The sequence below is a fragment of the Streptomyces sp. CC208A genome (assembly GCF_030010625.1).
Classification (GTDB): Bacteria; Actinomycetota; Actinomycetes; order Streptomycetales; family Streptomycetaceae; genus Streptomyces.
In genome coordinates, this window is record NZ_JASCXN010000018.1 from 1 (window position 1) to 19,619 (window position 19,619).

Annotated in this window: 17 protein-coding genes; 6 read left to right on the forward strand and 11 right to left on the reverse strand. The window is 70.8% G+C overall.

Annotated features, from left to right (window positions below; translation table 11 throughout):
- Positions 1-227 precede the first annotated feature (227 nt).
- Positions 228-449 (reverse strand): acyl-CoA carboxylase subunit epsilon, encoded by a 222-nt coding sequence (locus QK442_RS19930; RefSeq protein WP_282695337.1) that lies wholly within the window; start codon positions 447-449, stop codon positions 228-230.
- A gap of 224 nt (positions 450-673) precedes the next feature.
- Between QK442_RS19930 and QK442_RS19935 the strand changes: the two genes are divergently transcribed.
- Together QK442_RS19935 and QK442_RS19940 are read left to right on the forward strand one after the other, a co-directional pair.
- A complete protein-coding gene (locus tag QK442_RS19935; RefSeq protein ID WP_282695338.1) occupies positions 674-1,318 on the forward strand; it encodes a glyoxalase in 645 nt (214 codons plus the stop codon).
- Positions 1,319-1,546: 228 nt separating this feature from the next.
- A complete protein-coding gene (locus tag QK442_RS19940) occupies positions 1,547-2,413 on the forward strand; it encodes an AraC family transcriptional regulator (protein ID WP_282695339.1) in 867 nt (288 codons plus the stop codon).
- A 43-nt stretch (positions 2,414-2,456) separates the two neighbouring features.
- Here QK442_RS19940 and QK442_RS19945 read toward each other — a convergent pair whose 3' ends face one another.
- From QK442_RS19945 to QK442_RS19955, 3 genes are all read right to left on the reverse strand, one after another.
- Positions 2,457-3,731: a ParB N-terminal domain-containing protein gene (locus QK442_RS19945; protein WP_282695340.1), complete on the reverse strand. Its 1,275-nt coding sequence runs from the start codon at positions 3,729-3,731 to the stop codon at positions 2,457-2,459.
- Between the two features lie 173 nt (positions 3,732-3,904).
- Positions 3,905-4,741, reverse strand: coding sequence for an ABC transporter permease (locus QK442_RS19950; RefSeq protein ID WP_282695341.1), 837 nt, complete (start codon positions 4,739-4,741; stop codon positions 3,905-3,907).
- Positions 4,738-5,661: an ATP-binding cassette domain-containing protein gene (locus QK442_RS19955; RefSeq protein WP_282695342.1), complete on the reverse strand. Its 924-nt coding sequence runs from the start codon at positions 5,659-5,661 to the stop codon at positions 4,738-4,740. Before QK442_RS19955 ends, QK442_RS19950 begins: the two co-directional genes overlap by 4 nt.
- 228 nt (positions 5,662-5,889) lie before the next feature.
- On the opposite strand from QK442_RS19955, the gene QK442_RS19960 reads away from it, so the two are divergent.
- Positions 5,890-6,663: a gamma-glutamyl-gamma-aminobutyrate hydrolase family protein gene (locus QK442_RS19960; RefSeq protein WP_282695343.1), complete on the forward strand. Its 774-nt coding sequence runs from the start codon at positions 5,890-5,892 to the stop codon at positions 6,661-6,663.
- A gap of 58 nt (positions 6,664-6,721) precedes the next feature.
- Positions 6,722-7,228, forward strand: a complete 507-nt coding sequence (locus QK442_RS19965; RefSeq protein ID WP_282695344.1) for a carboxymuconolactone decarboxylase family protein — start codon at positions 6,722-6,724, stop codon at positions 7,226-7,228.
- A gap of 132 nt (positions 7,229-7,360) precedes the next feature.
- Here QK442_RS19965 and QK442_RS19970 read toward each other — a convergent pair whose 3' ends face one another.
- The 4 genes from QK442_RS19970 to QK442_RS19985 all read right to left on the reverse strand — a co-directional run bounded on the left by QK442_RS19970 (position 7,361) and on the right by QK442_RS19985 (position 12,805).
- Positions 7,361-8,743, reverse strand: a complete 1,383-nt coding sequence (locus tag QK442_RS19970; protein WP_282695345.1) for an NDP-hexose 2,3-dehydratase family protein — start codon at positions 8,741-8,743, stop codon at positions 7,361-7,363.
- Positions 8,740-9,720, reverse strand: coding sequence for a dTDP-glucose 4,6-dehydratase (gene rfbB / locus QK442_RS19975; RefSeq protein ID WP_282695346.1), 981 nt, complete (start codon positions 9,718-9,720; stop codon positions 8,740-8,742). The genes QK442_RS19970 and rfbB overlap by 4 nt, the downstream gene beginning before the upstream one ends.
- A gap of 115 nt (positions 9,721-9,835) precedes the next feature.
- Positions 9,836-12,223 (reverse strand): excinuclease ABC subunit UvrA, encoded by a 2,388-nt coding sequence (locus tag QK442_RS19980; protein WP_282695347.1) that lies wholly within the window; start codon positions 12,221-12,223, stop codon positions 9,836-9,838.
- A 225-nt stretch (positions 12,224-12,448) separates the two neighbouring features.
- Positions 12,449-12,805, reverse strand: a complete 357-nt coding sequence (locus tag QK442_RS19985; protein ID WP_282695348.1) for a VOC family protein — start codon at positions 12,803-12,805, stop codon at positions 12,449-12,451.
- A gap of 171 nt (positions 12,806-12,976) precedes the next feature.
- Between QK442_RS19985 and QK442_RS19990 the strand changes: the two genes are divergently transcribed.
- Positions 12,977-14,521 (forward strand): alpha/beta fold hydrolase, encoded by a 1,545-nt coding sequence (locus QK442_RS19990; protein ID WP_282695349.1) that lies wholly within the window; start codon positions 12,977-12,979, stop codon positions 14,519-14,521.
- A gap of 78 nt (positions 14,522-14,599) precedes the next feature.
- Here the strand turns inward: QK442_RS19990 and QK442_RS19995 are convergent, their stop codons facing one another.
- Both QK442_RS19995 and QK442_RS20000 read right to left on the reverse strand, forming a co-directional pair.
- The gene (locus QK442_RS19995; RefSeq protein ID WP_282695350.1) at positions 14,600-15,946 is read right to left on the reverse strand and encodes a nucleotide disphospho-sugar-binding domain-containing protein; all 1,347 of its coding nucleotides are present in this window, start codon (positions 15,944-15,946) and stop codon (positions 14,600-14,602) included.
- A gap of 68 nt (positions 15,947-16,014) precedes the next feature.
- Entirely contained in the window at positions 16,015-17,214 is a 1,200-nt protein-coding gene (locus QK442_RS20000; RefSeq protein ID WP_282695351.1) for an MFS transporter, read from the reverse strand.
- A 78-nt stretch (positions 17,215-17,292) separates the two neighbouring features.
- Here QK442_RS20000 and QK442_RS20005 point away from each other — a divergent pair, with 78 nt between their 5' ends.
- Positions 17,293-18,582 carry an ATP-grasp domain-containing protein gene (locus QK442_RS20005; RefSeq protein ID WP_282695352.1) on the forward strand — a complete coding sequence of 430 codons (1,290 nt, stop codon included), beginning with the start codon at positions 17,293-17,295 and terminating at the stop codon, positions 18,580-18,582.
- Between the two features lie 35 nt (positions 18,583-18,617).
- Here the strand turns inward: QK442_RS20005 and QK442_RS20010 are convergent, their stop codons facing one another.
- Positions 18,618-19,415: a phytanoyl-CoA dioxygenase family protein gene (locus tag QK442_RS20010; protein ID WP_282695353.1), complete on the reverse strand. Its 798-nt coding sequence runs from the start codon at positions 19,413-19,415 to the stop codon at positions 18,618-18,620.
- Positions 19,416-19,619 lie beyond the last annotated feature (204 nt).

Consider the following 19,619-nt stretch of genomic DNA (forward strand, 5'->3'; position numbering starts at 1 on the left):
ACTCGGACCGGCCAGCGCCTGCGCACGGACCGCGTGCAGCTCGGCCACAGGCCCGTGAGCACCCGTCGCCTCCACAGAGACCCGGGGAATGTTGTCCACCACTGTCACGACGCGTCCCTCTCTTTCAAGGTGCGGCCCGATCAGGCGCCCCGCGCGCGGACCGCTTGTGCGGTCTGTCGCGGGGGCACGGCGCGCACACGAATCAGCCGGGGTGAAACAGCCGGCTCCTAGCGCCAGCTGTACGGAGAGCGGTAGACCGCGTCGGTCCGCCCCGCTTCCCACAGGGGGATCTCGGGTGACTGCGCGTCGCCGTTCTCGCCGTTCTCGCCGTTCTCGCCGTTTCGCCCCGCCAGCAGTGAGCACAGCACGACGGCGACCGCGGCCAGCTCCTCGTCGCTGGCCCGCCCGTGCTCCACCCGGAACGTGGGCGCGGTGTCGGAATCGCCCATCCGCCCTCCTTCATGCCTTGCTCCACCGTCGGTCACCTGTCTGGAGGAACGGTCCGGTCCTGCTGGAGAACCGCCCGGGGCCGCCATGAGGGGCTCAGGAGGCGCCGGCCGGAGGACGCCGTCCGCGACGCGGGTGCGGCGGTCACGGTGGAGGAGACGCCCGCGCGAGAGCCGGTCAGGAATCGAGAAGCCCCGGCCATCGCCCGGCCCCTAGCGTGAGGGACATGGCAACCACCACTTCCACCGCAGCCCACACGACCCTCACCTCCGTCACCCTCGAGGTGGCCGACCTTGAGGCCGCCCACCGCTTCTACAGCGCCTTCGGCGTGGACGCGTACCTGCGTCTGCGGGCGTCCGAGGCGCACTCGACCGGGTTCCGCGGCTTCACCCTGGCGCTCACGGTGTCCGGGCCCGCCACCGTCGACGGCTTCGTCACCGCCGCCGTGGACGCCGGCGCCACGGTCCTGAAGCCCGCCGTGAAGTCCCTGTGGGGCTACGGCGGCGTCGTCCAGGCCCCGGACGGGACGATCTGGAAGATCGCGACCTCGGCGAAGAAGGACACCGGCCCCGCCACCCGCGAAATCGACGAGGTCGTCCTGCTGCTCGGCGTCGAGGACGTGAAGGCCACCAAGCAGTTCTACGTCGAGCGGGGCCTGACCGTGGCCAAGAGCTTCGGCGGCAAGTACGCCGAGTTCGCCCTCGGCCAGTCCAGCCCCGTCAAGCTGGCGCTGTACAAGCGCCGCGGGCTGGCCAAGGACCTCGGCGTCCCCGCCGACGGCACCGGCTCGCACCGCATCGTCCTCGGCGGCGCCACCGCCGCCTTCACCGACCCGGACGGCTTCGCCTGGGAAGCCCCCACGCCGTCCTGACCTCCGGCCCGTACCTCCGCACCGTCCTGGCTCACCTCGTGCGCGAGCGGAAACCCGCGACGGGAATGCGGACCTGTTACGGGAATCGCTCCTCCCGCCGTCTCTCCTTTCCCGGCCCGAGCATGTTCGGAATGAAAGCGCAAGTGAACATCTCACGAGTGTTCTTCGAGTTTTGCACGATGCCGCCACGCGACCCTGCTGCCTGGATCGAGACGTAGTGAGGTGCGTATGGAAAACGCAGCAGGAAGGGCGATCGAGTACATTCGGAAGCGTTATCGTGAGCCGCTCACCCTCGCGGATATCGCCGAAAGTGCTCTGCTCAGCCGCTTCTATTTCACGCGGCTGTTCAAGGAGGAGACCGGGATCACCCCCGGCAGATTTCTGGCAGCGGTCCGCATTCACGAGGCCAAGCGGCTCATCGAGCACACCTCGATGAGTATCACCGACATCTCCTACGCGGTCGGCTACAACAGCCTGGGGTCGTTCACCAACTCCTTCACGTCCGGCGTCGGGATCTCCCCCAGCGGGTACCGGCGGATGACGCGGGACGGCGGGGACGGACCGCCGGGCCCGGTGCCCGACCCCCGGGCCGGGTACGGCACGGTCGCGGGCACCATCAGCCTCCCGGCCGGCCACGGCAACGCGCGTGTGTTCCTCGGGGCCTTCGCCACACCCGTGGTCCAGCACCCGGCCGTCGCCTCGGTCGTCGTCGACGTGCCGGCCGGCCGGCCGTCCTGCTACTCGCTCCAGAACGTCCCCGACGGGGATTGGCACCTGCTCGCGGTGGCGGTCGCCGACGGCATCGGGCCCGAGGCCCGTACCCGGCGGACCACCCTCGTCGCGGGGCGCGGCCCGACGACCGTGCCCGTCACCGCCGACGGCATCGTGAGCGCCGCCGTCCGGCTGCGGCCCGTACGGGCCACCGATCCGCCGGTCCTGCTGGCGCTGCCCGAACTCGTCCCGCCGGCCGAGGTCGTGTCCCATCCCGGCTGCGCCTCCGTCCATCCGGAAGGCGAGCCGGTGGCCGGGGGGCGCCGGGCCGCGGGCGGCCTCACGGTGGTGCCCGCGGCGCCGGAGCCGGCCCCCGTGGCCTGAGGCCGCCCGGGCCCCGCCCGGCGGCCGGCTCCGACCGAGCGGGTCACGGCGCCATGTCCTGCTTGGTCTTGAGCTGCTCGGCGAGCAGGTGCCACTCGCGGCCGATGCGCTCGGCGATCGGGGCGATGACGCCGACCCAGTGCGCCGGAACGGCGTCGACCAGGTCGCGCCACTCCTCGCTCGGGTCGGTGGCGTGCGCCTGCATCCAGCGGAGGAACTCCCGGCCGCCCGCCGTGTAGCGGATGGCCGGGTCGCTGGCCATCTTCGCCGCCACCGTCGCCCACGCGGGCGGCGTCTCGGTGTGGTTCCTGCGCTGCGGTGCGGCGTCCGCGCCGGTCGCCATCCGCAGCGGGGCCCGGGACGCGGCGCCCGCCGCCGGAGCCGTACGCGCCGGCCCCTCGGGGTGGCCCACGGGCGGTACGGACCACACGGACGGCACGGCCCGGGGCGACCGGAGCGGCCGGACGGACGACGACGGCAGCACCGGGTGCGTGGGCCTGCCGGGCTCCGCCGGGTGGCCGGGGCGGCCGAACGGGCCCTGCTGATCGGCGAGTTCCTGAGGTACGGTCGTGGCGTTCCGCTCCCGTGCGGCGGCCGACTGGCGGCCGTCCCGCTCCGGTCCCTCGCCGCGCCGCAGCCGCGCGCTCACGTCGTGGACGGTGCCGAGCGACACGTCGGTCTCACGGGCGACCTGCCGCAGCGGCGCGTTCGGGTGCGCGGCGATGTACTCGGCGGCCCGCCGCCGGCCCTCGCCCGCGTCCACCGGACGCCTGCGGCCGTCCCGGCCGATGCGTTTGCCGTCGAGTGGCGTCGCCTCCCCCGTGCGGCCGCGCAGTGAGGCGATCGTCTTCGCGCTCAGACCGGTGATGCCCGCGATGGCGCGGTCGGACCAGTCGGGATGTGAGCTCAGGACGCGCTGGGCGCCGGCCACGCGGTCCGCTTTCGACAGCGGCAGACCGTGCGAGCCGTTCACCTTCATGGCGATGACGAGCGCCTCGGAGTTCGAGCAGTCGAGGAGGCGCGCCTTGATGGTGGTGTCGCCCCGGAGCCGCGCGGCCTCAAGCCGGTGCAGACCGTCGATGACGAGGTAGCCGTCCATCTTGACGAGAATGGGGGGGAGTTCCGCCGTACCCGCCGCGTCGACGAGCGACTGGATATGGGCGGCGTCCGTACCGCTCTGACGCAGGGACACCCCCGCCGACAGGGCGCTGAGGGGAACGTCGTGCGCGGGCAGTTTTTCGAAGTTCTTCAGATCGAGTTCACCGCGCCCCGACGAGTCGACGATCTCCGCTCTGGCGGAATTGAACGCGCTTGTCATCAAGACGGCTTGGGCACTGCTGTGAGCCATACTGTTCCCTCCCTCTCTGCTGCCGCTGTTCAGAGATTCGCAGAGCGGTCTTCAGCCGTAGTCGAGGAGAGGTGGACGCTTCCTGGAAACACGACACCGCGGGTGCCCGCCGGATCGGCGGGCACCCGCGGTGGGCGGGGAGATCAGGCGTCCCTGCGGCGCAGCAGCACCGCGGCGACGGCCAGCAGTGCGGCGGTCCACAGGGCGAGGACCCCGATTCCCTGCCAGGGCCCCAGCACGTCGCCGACGCGCGCCTGCTGCTGGGTCATCATGAAGCCGGCCTGAGTGGGCAGGTAGGCGTGGACGTACGTGCCGACCTTGCCGGGCAGCAGCGCCGCCATCGGCGTGAGCACCAGGACGAAACCGATGACACCGGTGATGCTCGCGGCCGTGTGCCGGATGATCGCCCCGACGGCGAGTGCGAACAGACCGAGCAGGGCCAGGTAGAGGCCGGTGCCCGCGACGGCCCGCAGGACGCCCGGGTCGCCGAGCGCGACCGGCGCCTTCTCCTCCAGGAGCGGCGCGCCGACGAGGAACGAGCCGAACGCGGTCACCTCGCCGACGACGAGGACCAGGAGACCGAAGACGGCGCCCTTGGCCGCGAGGACCGGGACGCGCTTCGGGACGGCGAGCAGGCTCGCGCGGATCATGCCCGTGGAGTACTCCGAGGCGATGACCATCACGCCGAGCACGCAGACCGCGAGCTGGCTGAGCAGGATGCCGCTGCCCAGGATGGTGCCGGTCGGGTCGAGCCGCATCTCGGCCTGCTGGGCCGGATCGGTCTTGTCCCAGTTCGCGACGCCCATCTGCATGAAAAGCGCGGTGAAGATCAGGGACACCACGACCAGGATGGCCAGCGACCAGACCGTGGAGCGCACCGAGCGGATCTTCGTCCACTCCGAGAGCATCAGCCGTCCGAAGCTCGGCCTGTGCTGCGTGCCGGCGGCGGAGGCCGAGACGGGGGCGGTCAGGGTGGTCACTTCGCACCTCCGGTGGCGGGCACGGCGGCGTCGTACTCGACGGCGTCCTTGGTCAGTTCCATGAAGGCGTCCTCCAGCGAGCCACGGCTGGTCGAGAGTTCGTGCAGGACCAGGCCGTCGGCGGCGGCGAGTTCGGCGATGCGGGGGGCCTCGAGACCGACGACGTTCAGGTCGCCCTCGACCTCGGTGACGGTGGCGCCCTCCGCCGTGAGCAGCGCGGAGAGCTTCTCCCGCTCGGGGGTCTTCACCAGGACCGACTGCTCGGTGCTGCGCTCGATGAACTCCTCGGTGGAGCAGTCGGCGACCAGCTGACCGCGGCCGATGACGATGAGGTGGTCGGCGGTGACGGCCATCTCGTTCATGAGGTGGCTGGAGACGAAGACGGCACGGCCCTCGGCCGCCAGCGACTTCATCAGGTTGCGGATCCAGAGGATGCCCTCCGGGTCCAGGCCGTTGACCGGCTCGTCCAGGATCAGCGCCGACGGGTTGCCGAGCAGCGCGGCGGCGATGCCGAGCCGCTGGCCCATGCCGAGGGAGAAGCCGCCCGCGCGCTTGCGCGCCACCGACCCCAGGCCGACCTGCTCGATGACCTCCTCGACCCGGCGCTTGCCGAAGCCCTGGGTCTGGGCGAGGCAGAGCAGGTGGTCGTAGGCGCTGCGGCCGGTGTGCACGGCCCGCGCCTCCAGGAGGGCGCCGACCACGCGCATCGGCTGCGCGAGGTCGCGGTAGGGCACACCGTTGATGGTGGCCTCACCCGAGTCGGGCCGGTCCAGGCCGAGGAGCAGCCGCATCGTGGTGGACTTGCCCGCGCCGTTGGGGCCCAGGAAGCCGGTGACCCGCCCGGGCTCGACCGTGAACGACAGGTCGTTCACGGCGGTCCTGTCGCCGTAGCGTTTCGTGATGTTCTTCGCCTCGATCATGGTCACCTCAGGTGAAGGGGCTGCGAGAGAAATCGGGAGACAAAAGGATCCCGACCCTGTGGTACCAGGACCAGCATTCCGTTCAGTAGTGCTCAGCCCCGGTCCGGGGTTGAACGCGGGCCATGGGTTCGCCCGCATGGATATTTTTTGGCGACAGGCCCGTCCCCGGGGACGTCTGTTTCGTCTGCTTCCTTTCCTCAGTTGAACCCGGAAACCCCAAGGGTGGTCATGAATTCAACCCCGAATGGCCCGGCGGAGGCGCCCCGGCGGCCCGTCATCGGGATCGTCGCGCGGACCGCGCCGGTCACGCTCCAGGGCTCCGATCTGGTCGTCAGCCTCGCACTTCAGGCTCATGTCGCCTACCTCGCCGAAGCAGGCTGCACCCCGCTGCTCCTGCCGCTGCTGCCCGGCGTCGAGGAGCTCGTCGGCCGGGTCGACGGCCTCCTCGTCCCGGGCGGGCCGGACATCGACCCGGCGCTGTACGGTGAGGCCGCGCACCCGGTCACCCGGGCCATGACCCCGGATGCCGACCGTGTCGAACTGGCCCTGGTCAGGGCGGCACTCGACGCCGAGCTGCCCGTCCTGGCCATCTGCCGCGGCATGCAACTGCTCAACGTGCTGCACGGAGGCTCGCTCCAGCAGCACCTTCCGGACGTCACCGGCCACGACGGACACCGTCCGGGCACGCCGTCCTTCACCCTCGGCCGCCACCCGCTCACGCTCCTGGCCGGCAGCCGTATCGCCGGCGTCCTCGACGAGGACGCGCCGGAGTCGGCCTGCCACCACCACCAGGCGGTGGGGCGGCTCGGCGACGGTCTCACCGTCACCGCGTGGGCGGCGGACGGGACCGTCGAGGCGGTCGAGGTGACGGGCCACCCCTTCGCCGTCGGGGTGCAATGGGAAGCCGGATACACGGCCGACCGGCGACTGCACCGCGCATTCGCCGAAGCCGCCGGTGCCACGCAGAAAATCGGCGTGCCGTCGGGAATTTCACACACTTGAGAAGTGGAAGCCCCTGGGGGCAAGCTTTTTTCCATCCCCATCAGAAGGAGAATCACAGATGTCGCCGCGGATGCCTAACCCGTCGCTGGTGGTCCCCGATGTCCTGCCCCCCATGCGGGCCCTGGTCAAGGCCATCAACAGTGTCGGTGTGCCGTTGCAGACGCTCGTTCTCATCCACCTGCGGGTGAGCCAGATCAACGGCCGTACGGTCCAGCTTCCCGTGAAGAAGCGCGAGTTCGAGGATGCCGGCGAGGAGGACTTCCGCCTGCCGCTGGTGGAGACCTGGAGGGAGCAGACCTGCTTCACCGACGCCGAGCGTTCGGTGCTCGCGCTGGCCGAGGCCGCCACACGGATCAACGACGTGAAGGACCCGGTCTCGGACGAGGTCTGGAACGAGGCCGCCAAGCACTGGGACGAGAAGCAGCTCGGTGCCGTGGTGCTCCACATCGGCCTGGTGAACCTCTGGAACCGCGTCAACGTCGCCACGAAGCAGGAGCCGGTCGACTGGCGTGTGAACCCCAAGACGTGGACCCCGATGACCACGCGGCTCGCCGCGAGCAAGTAATGGCCCGATCGGCCCGCAGCAGCACGAAGGCCCTGCCCGGTGGAGAACACCGTCGGACAGGGCCTTCGTGCTGTCGCGGGCCGTGGCGCGGCCGCCGGGGCCCCGGAGCGGAGCTCCGGGGCCCTTCTCGGGTCAGAACGCCCCCGTGCCCGCGGTGGTGAGGACCGCGAGCAGCGTACGCGCCTGCACGTTGACGTAACGGCTGTGTCCGGCGAGCCAGTTGAGCTGGCCCAGGGTCACCCAGTGGAAGCCGGGCGGCGCCTCGGCCGGCGTCGTCGCCTCGTCGGTCTCGACGATCAGATAGCGGCTCTCGGCGTTGAGGAACCGGCCGCCCTCCTCCGAATGGACCGTCGAGTAACGGATCCGTTCGGGAGCGACGTCCAGCATCAGGTCGAGGAACGGCGGCCGCTGCCCGGCCGGCAGATGCGCGTAGTTCGACGGAACGTACTGCACGGTCGGCGCGAGCTCCACGGCGTCGAGGAATCCGCCCTCCACGCGGGCGTGCACGAGGACGTGCGGGACGCCGTCGAACACGCGGTACGCGAAGGCGACCAGGCCGGGACCGACCGGCTCGATGATCGGCTGGGTCCAGCCGCGGACCTCACGGCCGGCGCCCTCCACGGAGACCGCCACGACCCGGAAGAACCGTTCGTCCTCGCGGCGGATGGAGTGGGTGTCCCGCCGCCAGCCGGAGATCTCCCGCAGCGGCATACGGCGGGCGCGGACGTCCTGGCGGGCCCGCTCGCCGGTGAACCAGGTGAGCAGCTCGCCGTCGGAGGACAGCGCGCCGTCCTCCTCGGGGGCCATGGGGGCACTCGCGAGGACGGTGCGCGCGTCCATGTTCACCACGTTGTCCAGGGCGAGGAGCTCCACGATCTGGCCGAGGGTCAGCCAGGCGAAGTCGTCGTGGACGGGGACGGAAGTACCGGCGTCGACCTCGACGATCATGTTCCGGTTGCGCTTCCGGTAGAACCAGGCGCCGTGCTCGGACTGGAGGACGTCGGTGAGCACCCGGTCCCGGTCGGGCTCCAGGAAGTGCTCCAGGTACTTCACGGCCGCGCCGCCGTGGGCCTTGGTGTAGTTGCTGCGGGTGGCCTGCACGGTGGGGGAGAGCTGCACCAGGTTGGGGTTGCCGGGCTCCATCTTGGCCTGCATGAGGAAGTGGAGGACCCCGTCGAACTCCTTGGCCAGGATGCCGAGGATGCCGATCTCCGGCTGGACGATGATCGGCTGCTGCCATGAGCCGTCCGGTCGGGTGACGTCCAGGCCCTCGACGGTGAAGAACGCCCCGCTGCTGTGCCGCAGGTTGCCGGTGTCCGGTGCGAAGGACCAGTTGTCGAGCCCGGCGAAGGGGATCCGCCGGATCTCGGTGCCGCAGGTGACCCGGTGGAAGTCGAGCCACTCCAGGACCTCGGCGGTCGTGCGGTGGGCGCCCCGCGTCGTCGCGGCCGAGCGGGCGAGCCGTTCGGTGGTTCCGGCGCGCGAGCGCGGGACGAGCCGGGTCCGGGTGCTCATGCCCGGCCCCCGCTCGCCTTGACCGGCTTCCACCACTGCGGGTTGTCCCGGTACCAGGCGACGGTCTCCGCGAGGCCGCGGTCGAAGGAGGTGAGGGGCCGGTGGCCGAGCTCTTCCTCGATCTTGGACTGGTCGAGGGCGTAGCGGCGGTCGTGCCCCTTGCGGTCGGTGACGTGGTCGATCATGTCGGGGCTCACGCCGCAGAGTTCGACGAGCCGGTGGGCGAGCGTCAGGTTCGGCACGGCCGATCCGGAGCCTATGTTGTACGCCTCGCCGGCCCGGCCGTCGGTCAGGACGCGCTGCACGGCACGGCAGTGGTCGTCGACGTGCAGCCACTCGCGGATCTGCTGCCCGTCCCCGTACACGGGGATGCGGCGGCCTTCGAGAAGGTTGGTGACCGCGAGCGGAATGAACTTCTCGGGGTGCTGGTACGGCCCGTAGTTGTTGGAGCAGCGGGTGACCGAGACGTTCAGCCGGTGGGTGCGGAAATAGGCGAGCGCGATGAGGTCGGAGGACGCCTTGGAGGCCGCGTACGGGGAGTTGGGGAGGAGCGGGGACTCCTCGGTCCAGAAACCCTCGTCGATGGAGCCGTACACCTCGTCCGTGGATATGTGCACGACCCGCCCGACACCGACCGCGAGGGCGGCCTCCATGACGGCCTGGGTGCCCTCCACGTTCGTGCGGACGAAGGCGGCACCGCTCTCGATGGAGCGGTCGACATGGCTCTCGGCCGCGAAGTGGACCACCGCGTCCTGGCCTTCGAGCACGCTGTGGAGCAGGTCGCGGTCGAGGATGTCGCCCCGGACGAAGGTGAGCCGCGGATGGGTGGCGGGGAGGTTCTCCCGGTTGCCGGCGTAGGTGAGCGCGTCGAGGACGGTGACGTGCGCGTCCTCGTATCCCGGGTATCCCCCGTCGAGCATGGTCCGTACGTAGTGGGAGCCGATGAAGCCGGCGCCGCCGGTGACGAGGATTCTCATGAGATCACGTCGCAGTCGGAGTTCCACGGTCGAAACATGTTCCTGTGCCCTTTGCGGTGAGGGGATGGGGTGCCGTGCGATGCACGCTAGGAAACTGCCCGAACAGGGGCATCTTTCAGATTGCCGGTTCAACCGCTGAACACCCGACATAGGCCGCCAGGTGTTCACCGGTCAGCGTGGGGCGGCCGGCGACGAGCTCGGCCGGGGTGCCCTCGAAGACGATCCGGCCGCCGTCCTGGCCGGCGCCGGGGCCGACGTCGACGATCCAGTCGGCGTGTGCCATCACGGCCTGGTGGTGCTCGACGACGATGACGGACTTGCCGGCGTCCACGAGCCGGTCGAGGAGCTGGAGCAGTCGTTCCACGTCGGCGAGGTGGAGTCCGGAGGTCGGCTCGTCCAGGACGATCACCCCGCCCTTCTCGCCCAGGTGCGTGGCGAGCTTCAGCCGCTGCCGCTCACCGCCGGAGAGGGTGGTGAGCGGCCGGCCGATGGAGAGATGGCCGAGGCCGACGTCGGAGAGGCGCTGGAGGACGCGGTGGGCGGCGGGGACGCGGGTGTCGCCCGCGCCGAAGAACTCCAGGGCCTCGTGGACCGGCATCGCGAGGACCTCGCTGATGTCGAGGCCGCCGAAGAGGTGCTCCAGGACGGAGCCGTCGAAGCGCCGCCCCTCGCAGTCCTCACAGGTGATGGCGGTGCCGGCCGTCATCGCGAGATCGGTGTGCAGGACGCCGATGCCGTTGCAGGTGGGGCAGGCCCCCTCGGAGTTGGCGCTGAAAAGCCCCGGCCGTACGCCGTTGGCCTTCGCGAAGGCCGTACGGATCGGGTCGAGGAGACCGGTGTACGTGGCGGGGTTGCTGCGCCGGGAGCCCTTGATCGGCGACTGGTCGACGGCCACCACGCCGTCCCGGCGCGCCACCGAGCCGTGGACGAGAGAGCTCTTGCCGGAGCCGGCGACGCCGGTGACGACGCAGAGCACGCCGAGCGGCAGGTCGACGTCGACGTCCCGGAGGTTGTGGGTGGCGGCGCCGCGGATCTCCAGGTACCCCTTCGGCTTCCGTACGGTCTCCTTCGGGCGGACCCGGTCGTCGAGTCGGCGGCTGGTCGGGGTGCCGCTCGCGCGGAGCCCGTCGAGGGTGCCCGTGTACAGCACCTGGCCGCCGTCGGCGCCGGCGCCGGGGCCGAGGTCGACGACGTGGTCGGCGATGGCGATGACCTCCGGCTTGTGCTCGACGACGAGGACGGTGTTGCCCTTGTCGCGCAGCCGGAGCAGCAGTTCGTTCATGCCGGCGATGTCGTGCGGGTGCAGGCCGGTGGTCGGCTCGTCGAAGACGTACGTGGTGTCGGTGAGCGCGGAGCCGAGGTGGCGGATCATTTTCACGCGCTGGCCCTCGCCGCCCGACAGGGTGCCGACGGGCCGCTCCAGGGAGAGGTAGCCGAGTCCGATCTCCACGAACGACTCCAGGGTGTGGAGCAGGGAGGCGAGCAGTGGCGCGACCGAGGGCTCGTCGAGGCCGCGCACCCAGGCGGCGAGGTCCCTGATCTCCATCGCACAGGCGTCGGCCATCGAGATCCCGTGGATCTTCGAGGACCTGGCCTCGGCGGAGAGCCGGGTGCCCGCGCAGTCGGGACAGGTGGTGAAGGCGACGGCCCGGTCGACGAAGGCCCGGATGTGCGGCTGGAGCGATTCCCGGTCCTTGGACAGCATCGACTTCCGGATCTTCGGCAGGAGGCCCTCGTAGGTGAGGTTGACCCCGTCGACCTTCACCTTGCGGGGCTCGCCGTGGAGGAACTCGCGCATCTCCCGCTCGGAGAAGTCACGGATGGGCTTGCGCGGGTCGAGGACGCCGGACTCGGCGTAGACGCGGGTGGTCCAGAAGCTGTCCTGCTTCCAGCCGGGGATCGTGAACGCGCCGTCGCCGATCGCGCGCGTGTCGTCGTACAGCTGGGCGAGGTCGATGTCGGAGACGGTGCCGCGGCCTTCGCAGCGGGGGCACATCCCGCCGTGGTAGACGGCCTTGCGGACGACGATCCGTCTGCCGCCGGCCTTGTCGACGTTCATGGCACCGCTCGCCGTGCGGCGCGGGACGTTGAAGGCGAAGGCGCTGGGCGGGCCGACGTGAGGGGTGCCGAGCCGGCTGAAGAGCACGCGCAGCATGGCGTTGGCGTCGGTGACGGTGCCGACGGTGGAGCGGGGGTCGGAGCCCAGGCGCCGCTGGTCGACGACGATCGCGGTGGTCAGCCCTTCGAGGACGTCGACCTCGGGGCGGGGAGGCGTCGGCATGAAGCCCTGGACGAAGGCGCTGTACGTCTCGTCGACCAGCCGCCGCGACTCGGCGGCGATCGTGCCGAACACCAGGGAGCTCTTGCCGGAGCCGGAGACGCCGGTGAAGACCGTCAGCTGGTGCTTGGGGATCTCGACGTCGACGTCCTTGAGGTTGTTGACGCGCGCGCCGTGCACCCGGATCCGGTCGTGGCGGCGGACGGAGGCGGAATCCTGGCTCATGGGTCTCCCTCGCTGAGGACGGGCCGCGGTCGCCCGGCCCGTCCGGCGAGGGTGCCGTGGCGCGCTCGACGCCCGCTCGCATACGGCTCGAGCCCCGCTCGGGGAAAAAGCCGAGTGGGGCCCGAGTGGGATTCAAGCCGGATGCGAGAGGGACTGGAGGAGGGCGAGAGCCGGATTCGAGCGAGAATGGAGAAGGAATCGAAAAGGAATTGAGAAGGTCTCGCCTCAGCTGTCCTGGAGCAGCCCGAGAACGTTGCCGTCGGCGTCCGTGACGGTCGCGACGAGGCGGCCGCCGCCGACGTCGGCGACCGGGTTCTGGACGGTGGCACCCGCCGCGGTCACCTCCGCGAGCTTCGCCTCGATGTCCGGCACGTGCCAGTACGCGACCGGTGCGGACATGCCCTGCGTACCGGCGCCCGGCACCAGGCCGATGTGCTGACCTGCGATGTCGTAGCCGATGTAGAAGTCGGAGACGGTCTGCGGCTCGGTGCCGAGCAGGGCGGTGTACACGCCCTTGGCCGCCGTGAGGTCCTTGACGGGGTGCAGGACGGTCTTGATTCCCTGTACGGAAGAGTCGGCCATGATTACTCATTACTCCTGGGGTCGGGTTCTCCTGTTCGCATGCTAAGGAGATCCACTGTTGCGGCGCTTCTCCGATCGTGCTCGGTTCCAGTGGGATTCCAGCCAGCGTTGACCTGAAATAGAGGTCCCGTTGTCAGGCTGCGAGCGCGTTGTATTCAGAAGGGGAATCACGTGAAGAAGCTCGCATTGGTCACCACAGTGATCGTGACCGGTCTGGTGAGCCCGGCCCTCACCCCGGTCGCGGCGGCGGAGACCGCCGTCACGCCGACCGCCGGCACCATCGCATGGGCTCCGTGTCCGGAGACCGACCCGGTCCTCGGTCCCATGCTCAAGGGCCTGGACTGCGGCACGGTCGAGGTGCCGCTCGACTACGGCGACCCCGCCGGACAGAAGATCAAGCTCGCGCTGACCCGTGCCAAGCACACCGTCGCCGAGGCCGATTACAAGGGCGTCGTCATTCTCAACCGCGGCCAGTGGCCCGGAGGCATCGGCCGTGACCTGCCCACGCGTTACGCGAAGGGCACCACCGGCCTCGCCGCCGACGTCGGCGCCGCCTACGACTGGATCGGCTTCGACCCGCGTGGTGTGGGCGCCAGCGAGCCGGCCATCGTCTGCGACCCCTCCTACATCAACCCGGGCCAGGCCCAGCCGGACCCGGTCCCTGCCTCGTCGGCCGCCGAGCAGGCCTGGGCGGACCGCGCCAAGGCGTACGCCGAGAGCTGCGGCCAGCAGTACGGTGACGTGCTCAAGCACATGACCACCAAGGACGCCGCGCGCGACCTGGACCAGATGCGCATCGCCCTCGGCCAGGAGAAGATCACCTTCTTCGGCACCGACTGGGGCACCTACCTCGGCTCGGTCTACGCCACCCTGTACCCGAACCGGATCCAGCGGCTGCTCCTGGACAGCGTCGCCAGCCCGAGCGGCGTCGGCTTCCTGAACCAGTTCGGCAAGAACTTCACGTCGGAGCAGAACGCCGACCTGTTCTTCGCCTGGGTCGCCAAGTACGACAGCGTCTACCACCTGGGCACGACCGCCGCCCAGGTCGAAGCCAAGTACTACGAGGGCCAGGACAAGCTCCGTGCCGCGCCCGTCGACGGCAAGATAGGCCCGGCCGAGTGGGCCGACGTCTTCGAGCCGGTCGTCTACCGGCACTGGATCTGGCTGAACCGCGCGAAGATCCTCTCCGACTTCGTCGTCAACGACGACCCGACGTCGCTGAAGGCGAACTACTCGGACCCCGGCTTCCCGCACCAGAACCGCCACACCATGACCAACGCGGTCAACTGCACCGACGGACCCTGGCCGAAGGGCTGGGAGGCCCACAGCGCGGCCTACTCGTCCCAGTACGCCATCGGCCTCAAGTTCCTGACCTGGTCCAACGCCTGGTACACCGCGCCCTGCGCCTTCTGGCCCGTGCCGTCCCAGACGCCCGTCCAGGTCGGTAACAGCACGGTGGAAGTCCTCATCGTCCAGCCGCAGTTCGACGCCGCGCACGGCCTCATCGGCGCCTACCAGACGCGCTCGCTCTTCCCGAACTCCCGCCTCATCCTGGAGGTGGGCGGCCACAGTGTCGGCGCGGCCCTCTCCGCGAACAACAACACCTGTCTGAACAACCACGTCAGCAACTTCCTGAGGGACGGCACCCGGCCGCCCGCCAAGTGGGGCACCGACGCGACCTGCGCGGCGGCTCCGGACCCGGTGCCCACCGCCTGACCGGAACCCGGCCCAGGCGTCCGGCGGCCGACGGGGGCGGTGCCCCCGTCGGCCGCCGGGGTCGCCGTGCGGTGGCTCTCAGCGGCCGGCGGACGCGCCGGCCCGGTGGGCCGCCGCCCGATGAGCCAGGACCAGGTCCTCCAGCGTGCGCACCAGCTCGCTCGGCGTCGGCGTCGCGAGGACCTCCCGCTGCAGCCGCTGTGCGTTGGCCCGGAACGTCTCGTCCTCCAGAAGCCGCAGCAGCGCCTCGCGTACCGCGGGACCGTCGGCGTCCGAGGGCTTCATGGAGAGCCCCGCGCCCGTCCGCTCCAGGCACCGGAGCTTCAGCGGCGCGTCGAACGCCCGGCTGACGAGCAGTTGCGGCACCCCGGACCGCAGCGTGCAGCCGAACGACCAGGTCCCGCCGTGGTGCACCATCGCCGAGCAGCTCGGCAGCACCTCCGAGAGCGGTACGGACTCCACGAGACGGGTGTTGGCCGGGACACGGCTCAACTCCTCCTGGGACTTCCGGGGCAGCGTGAGCACCAGCTCGATGTCCAGGTCACCCACGGAGTCGAGGATCTCCTGGATCCGTTCGACCGGCAGCAGCTGGCGCACCGGACCGTCGTTGACGCTGTCGCCGAAGGTCATCAGGACACGGGGCGCGCGAGGCGGTTCCGTGACCCAGCGGGGCACGACGGTGGGTCCGTTGTAGGGGACGAACTGCATGGGGATCGTCGTCGGCCGCGGATCGGGCCGGAACGCGGAGGGGAGCGGGTCGATCGTGAACTGGCCGTTCACCAGGTCCTCGGAGAACTCGCCGCCGTACTTCTCCACCCACTCCGTCAGCCACTCCTGAAGACGGTCGGTCCGGTCGTGCTCCGGCTGCCGCGCCTTGGCGTGCAGGAAGTCCTCCCGCATCCGGGTGTAGACGTCGACCGAGTACAGCACCCGGGCGTGGACCGCGCCCACGGCGGCGGCGGCGATCGCGCCGGCGAAGGCCTTCGCACCCCACAGCACCAGGTCGGGCTTCCACTCCAGGGCCAGCTCGACCACGTCCTCCATCATGGAGTCGTTCGACCTGCGGGCCTGCGGCAGCACCAGGTCGTCGAAGACCCGTGTGACCTGCTCCCAGCCCAACCGCTCGCGGTCGGGCCGTACGTCGAAGAGCGGGTCGAGGCCCCCCGCCCCGGCGGGTCCGCGACCCGGCACCGGCGGGGCGGCCCTGCGTTCCCGCTGCTGGCGCCGGTCGCCGGCCTCCTGCTCCTGCGCGGTCTCGCCGGGCCCCGCGCCCACCCCGGTGAGACCTGCGCCGGTCACCGCGTCGAGGAGGTTGGGCCACCCGGCCACCCGTACCTCGTGCCCGGCGGTCTGCAGGGACCAGGCGAGCGGCACCAGGTTGAAGAGATGGGTCTTCCACGGGAACGGGACGACGAGAACGCGCACGACGGATTCCTTCGGTCAGGGGAAGCGGGGCGAGCGGACGTCCCGCGTGTCGGTCCCTGCCATCCTGATCACGCGTCGGGTACGGCACTTCTCCGAGTTTGCCGGCCGGCGCCGGTTGCGGCGGTGACCGCGAGCGTGGTGACGACGACCGCGAGGACGGCCGGCACGGGACCCGCCAGATCGCTCAGCGCGCCCATGACCAGGATCGACACGGCCACGCCCGAGGGCAGCAGCGTCGCCCGCAGCGTCACCACCGAGGACAGTTCCTCGTCCGATGCGGCCGCGAGGAGCCGGTTGTTGTAGTGCACGAAGGCAAGCTCGAAGAGCACGAGGAAGACCGCGTACAGCGCCAGCGTCGGGACGGTGCTCGCCGCCAGCACCGCCGCGAGCAGGGGCGCCATCGGCAGCACCAGCCATACGGTCGAGGGCGCGTGGCCCAGATACCGCTGGGCCGGCAGGGCGGCGAGCGAACCGCCGAAGACCGCGACGGCCGAGACCGCGACGAACACACCGACGAGCCGGGTGTCGCCGTCGAGGAGACGCAACGGGATCACGGTGACGGCCACGGTGTGGAAGCCCTGCCAGAACGCCACCAGAAGGAAGCGGACGAACAGGCGGCGGACCACCGGGTCCTCCACCCGCAGCCGCGCCCCGGCCTCGGACTTCGCCGGTGACGCGGCGCTCTCCCCGGCCGCCCTTGCCACGGACGGCAGCGCCCAGGCGAGGAGCGCGGAGAGCGCGAGCGTCGCCGCGTTCAGCGCGATCAGTTCGCGTGGCGAGAGCACCGAGGAGGCCGGTCCGGCGAGCGCGGCGCCCACGCTGACCCCGGTCAACTTGCCGATCTCGGCGTAGGTGTTGGCCCGGTCGAGCCGCTCCTTCGGTACCGTGCCGCGCAGCACCACCGAGGTGGCCGAGCGGGTCACCGTCTCGAAGAAGCCGCGGGCGACGACCAGGCAGGTGGCGACCGCGAGCAGCGCGCCGCCGGGCACGGCCAGGGCCGCCGCCGTGAGCAGCAGGCTCGCCGCCTCGGCGACGCGGACGAGCCGCTCCGGGGCGTGGCCGGCGAGCAGCCGGTTGAGCGGCGCGGCGAGCAGCAGCGCCGGTAGCCAGGGGGCGCTCAGGACGACGCCGGCGAGCAGTCCCGAGCCGGTGACGGAGCCGATGTGGGTGGACAGGCTCACAAGGAGCAGAAAACTCCCTGATGTGTTGACGAACAGCAGGGAGGGAATGCACAGAGGTGAGCGTGCATATGTGCGCAAAAATGTCATCAGAAGTCCTCCAGAGGCTGGAGGATGCCAGAGGCGAAAGGATTTCTACGAGCGGGTCGGATGTCTATCGTTGAACATATGACAACAGCCGTCCAGGATCTTCCTGGTAACCCCTGCATCGTGATGGTCGACGCCTATGCGGGCGTCCGTTCGCTCGTTCTCGAATTCCTTCGGCAAGGATGTTCCGTCGTCCGTGTCCAGAGCACGCGCGAGACCCCGTACGTCTACCGGTCGGCTCCTTATGTCCCCGAGGATTTCGTCGCCGACATCACCCACGAAGGCGATGTCGCCGCCACCGCGAAGGCGGTCGCGGAGTTCGCCCCGGTCGCCGTCGTCTCCGGAGGCGAGATCGGCGTCGAACTCGCCGACCTGCTCGCCGACCACCTCGGACTGCCCGGCAACGGCACCGCCCTCAGCGCGGCCCGCCGCGACAAGCACCTCATGGTCGAGACGATCCGCGCCGCCGGACTGCGGGCCGCCCGCCAGCTGTTCGCCACCGATGCCGAGGAGCTCGCCGCCTGGCACCGCGAGCTCGGCGGCCGGGTCGTCGTGAAGCCGCCGCGCGGCGCCGGCAGCCAGGGCGTCACCTTCTGCGACACCCCCGAGGAGTCGGTCGCCGCCTTCCGCCTCCTCGCCGACGCCGACGACGTCTTCTCCCAGCCCAACAACGGGGCCGTCGCCCAGGAATACCTCGCCGGCACCGAGTACATGGTCAACACCGTCAGCCGCGACGGCCGCCACCACGTGTGCGACGTCTGGCGCACCGACCGCGCCAGTCGCAACGGCGTCGTCGACCTCTGCGACGCGCTCTCCCTCATCGACTCCGGCAGCCGGGTCGTCGCCCCCCTCGCCGACTACGCCTTCCGCGTCCTCGACGCCCTCGGCATCCGGCACGGCCCCGCCCACCTGGAGATCCGGATGACTCCGACCGGGCCCTGCCTGGTGGAGGTCGGCGCCCGGATCGCGGGCGGCGGCATCCCCGCCGCCGCGGGCCTCGGCATCGGCGAGTCCCAGCTGGAGTGGACCGTCGACGCCTTCCTGCGGCCCGAGCGCTTCCACGAGCGGGCCGGCACCCCGTACGGGATCCGCCGGTACGCCGCCATCTACGGCATGGTCTCGCCCGTCGAGGGTGTGCTCCGCGCGTACCGGGGGATCGAGGAGATCGAGCGTCTGGAGAGCCTCCACACCCTGACGCCCCTGGTCCGGCCGGGCCAGGGGATCCGGCGGACCGTCGACGATCTCACGTACCCGGTCATCGTGACGCTGCTGCACGAGCTCGACGAGGTCGTGCGGCGCGACCTCAACACCATCCGGCACCTCGACGGCACCGGGTTCTACGCCCTCGACGGGGCCGCGACCGGCTCCTGAGGAGCGTTCGACCGCCGCCCCGCCGCAGTCGAACGTCACACCGGGGCGGCGGCCGGCTCCATCCGTGTCCAGGCCGGGCGCGGCACCCGGTACACGAAGCTGACGGCCGTACGCGGCTCCGAGGCCGTCGTGTTGGGCGCCGAGCGGTGCAGCACCATGCCGTCGAACATCACGGCCGAGCCCGGCTCCAGCGGCATCGCGACCGGATCGGCCGTACGCGGCAGGTGCTCGTCCGCCACGTGCGGCTCCACCGCGCGCCGCAGCGGCGCCTCGCCCGGCAGCCGCTCCCGGTCCCCGGTGTGCGGGAACAGCCCGAGGACGTGCGAGCCAGGAAGGAACTCCAGGCAGCCGTTGTACGGGGTGGCCCGCTCCAGGGCGATCCAGACCGTCACGATGCCGTGCTCCCCGGCGGCGAACCCGGGCGGCGCGAACGCCATGTCCTGGTGCCAGGGCTTCGCCGAGCCCACCGCCGGCGGCTTCGCCCACAGGAACGAGTTGACCAGCGTGCCCGTCGTGCCCGACGCCGCCCGCACCGGTCCCTCGGCCAGGCCGAGGGACCGCTGCACGGCTTCGAACGCCGGCTCGTGCACATGGATGCGGTCCACCGACCGCAGCACGCCGGGCAGCGCGCCCGACCCCTGCTGCCAGGCCGCCCAGCCGCCGATGCCCGGCGCCTCCAGGACGAAGTCCCCGCTGGAGGCCGTGCGGTCGCGGGCCGCTTCCTCGAGACGGCCCACCGCGCTCCGCAGCTCGGCCAGCTCCGCGCCGCCGACGAGCCCGGGCAGCCGTACGACCCCGTTCTCCCGCATCTCGCGGCCATAGGTGTCCGCCATTCTTCCTCCCTTTCTCCGGTTCGGATGGCCGCGAACCTACCCGGACGATTCGGGCGGTGTTCATGTTCAACCGCTGATATTCCGTGGCTGTTGTCGCCCGCTTCGGCGTCCGCGTAAGGTCCTCGGCCATGAGGTCGACCGGACCCATGAATTCTCGACAGGAAGGAGTGACCCATGAGCGACCGTGATTTCATCGAGACCCGT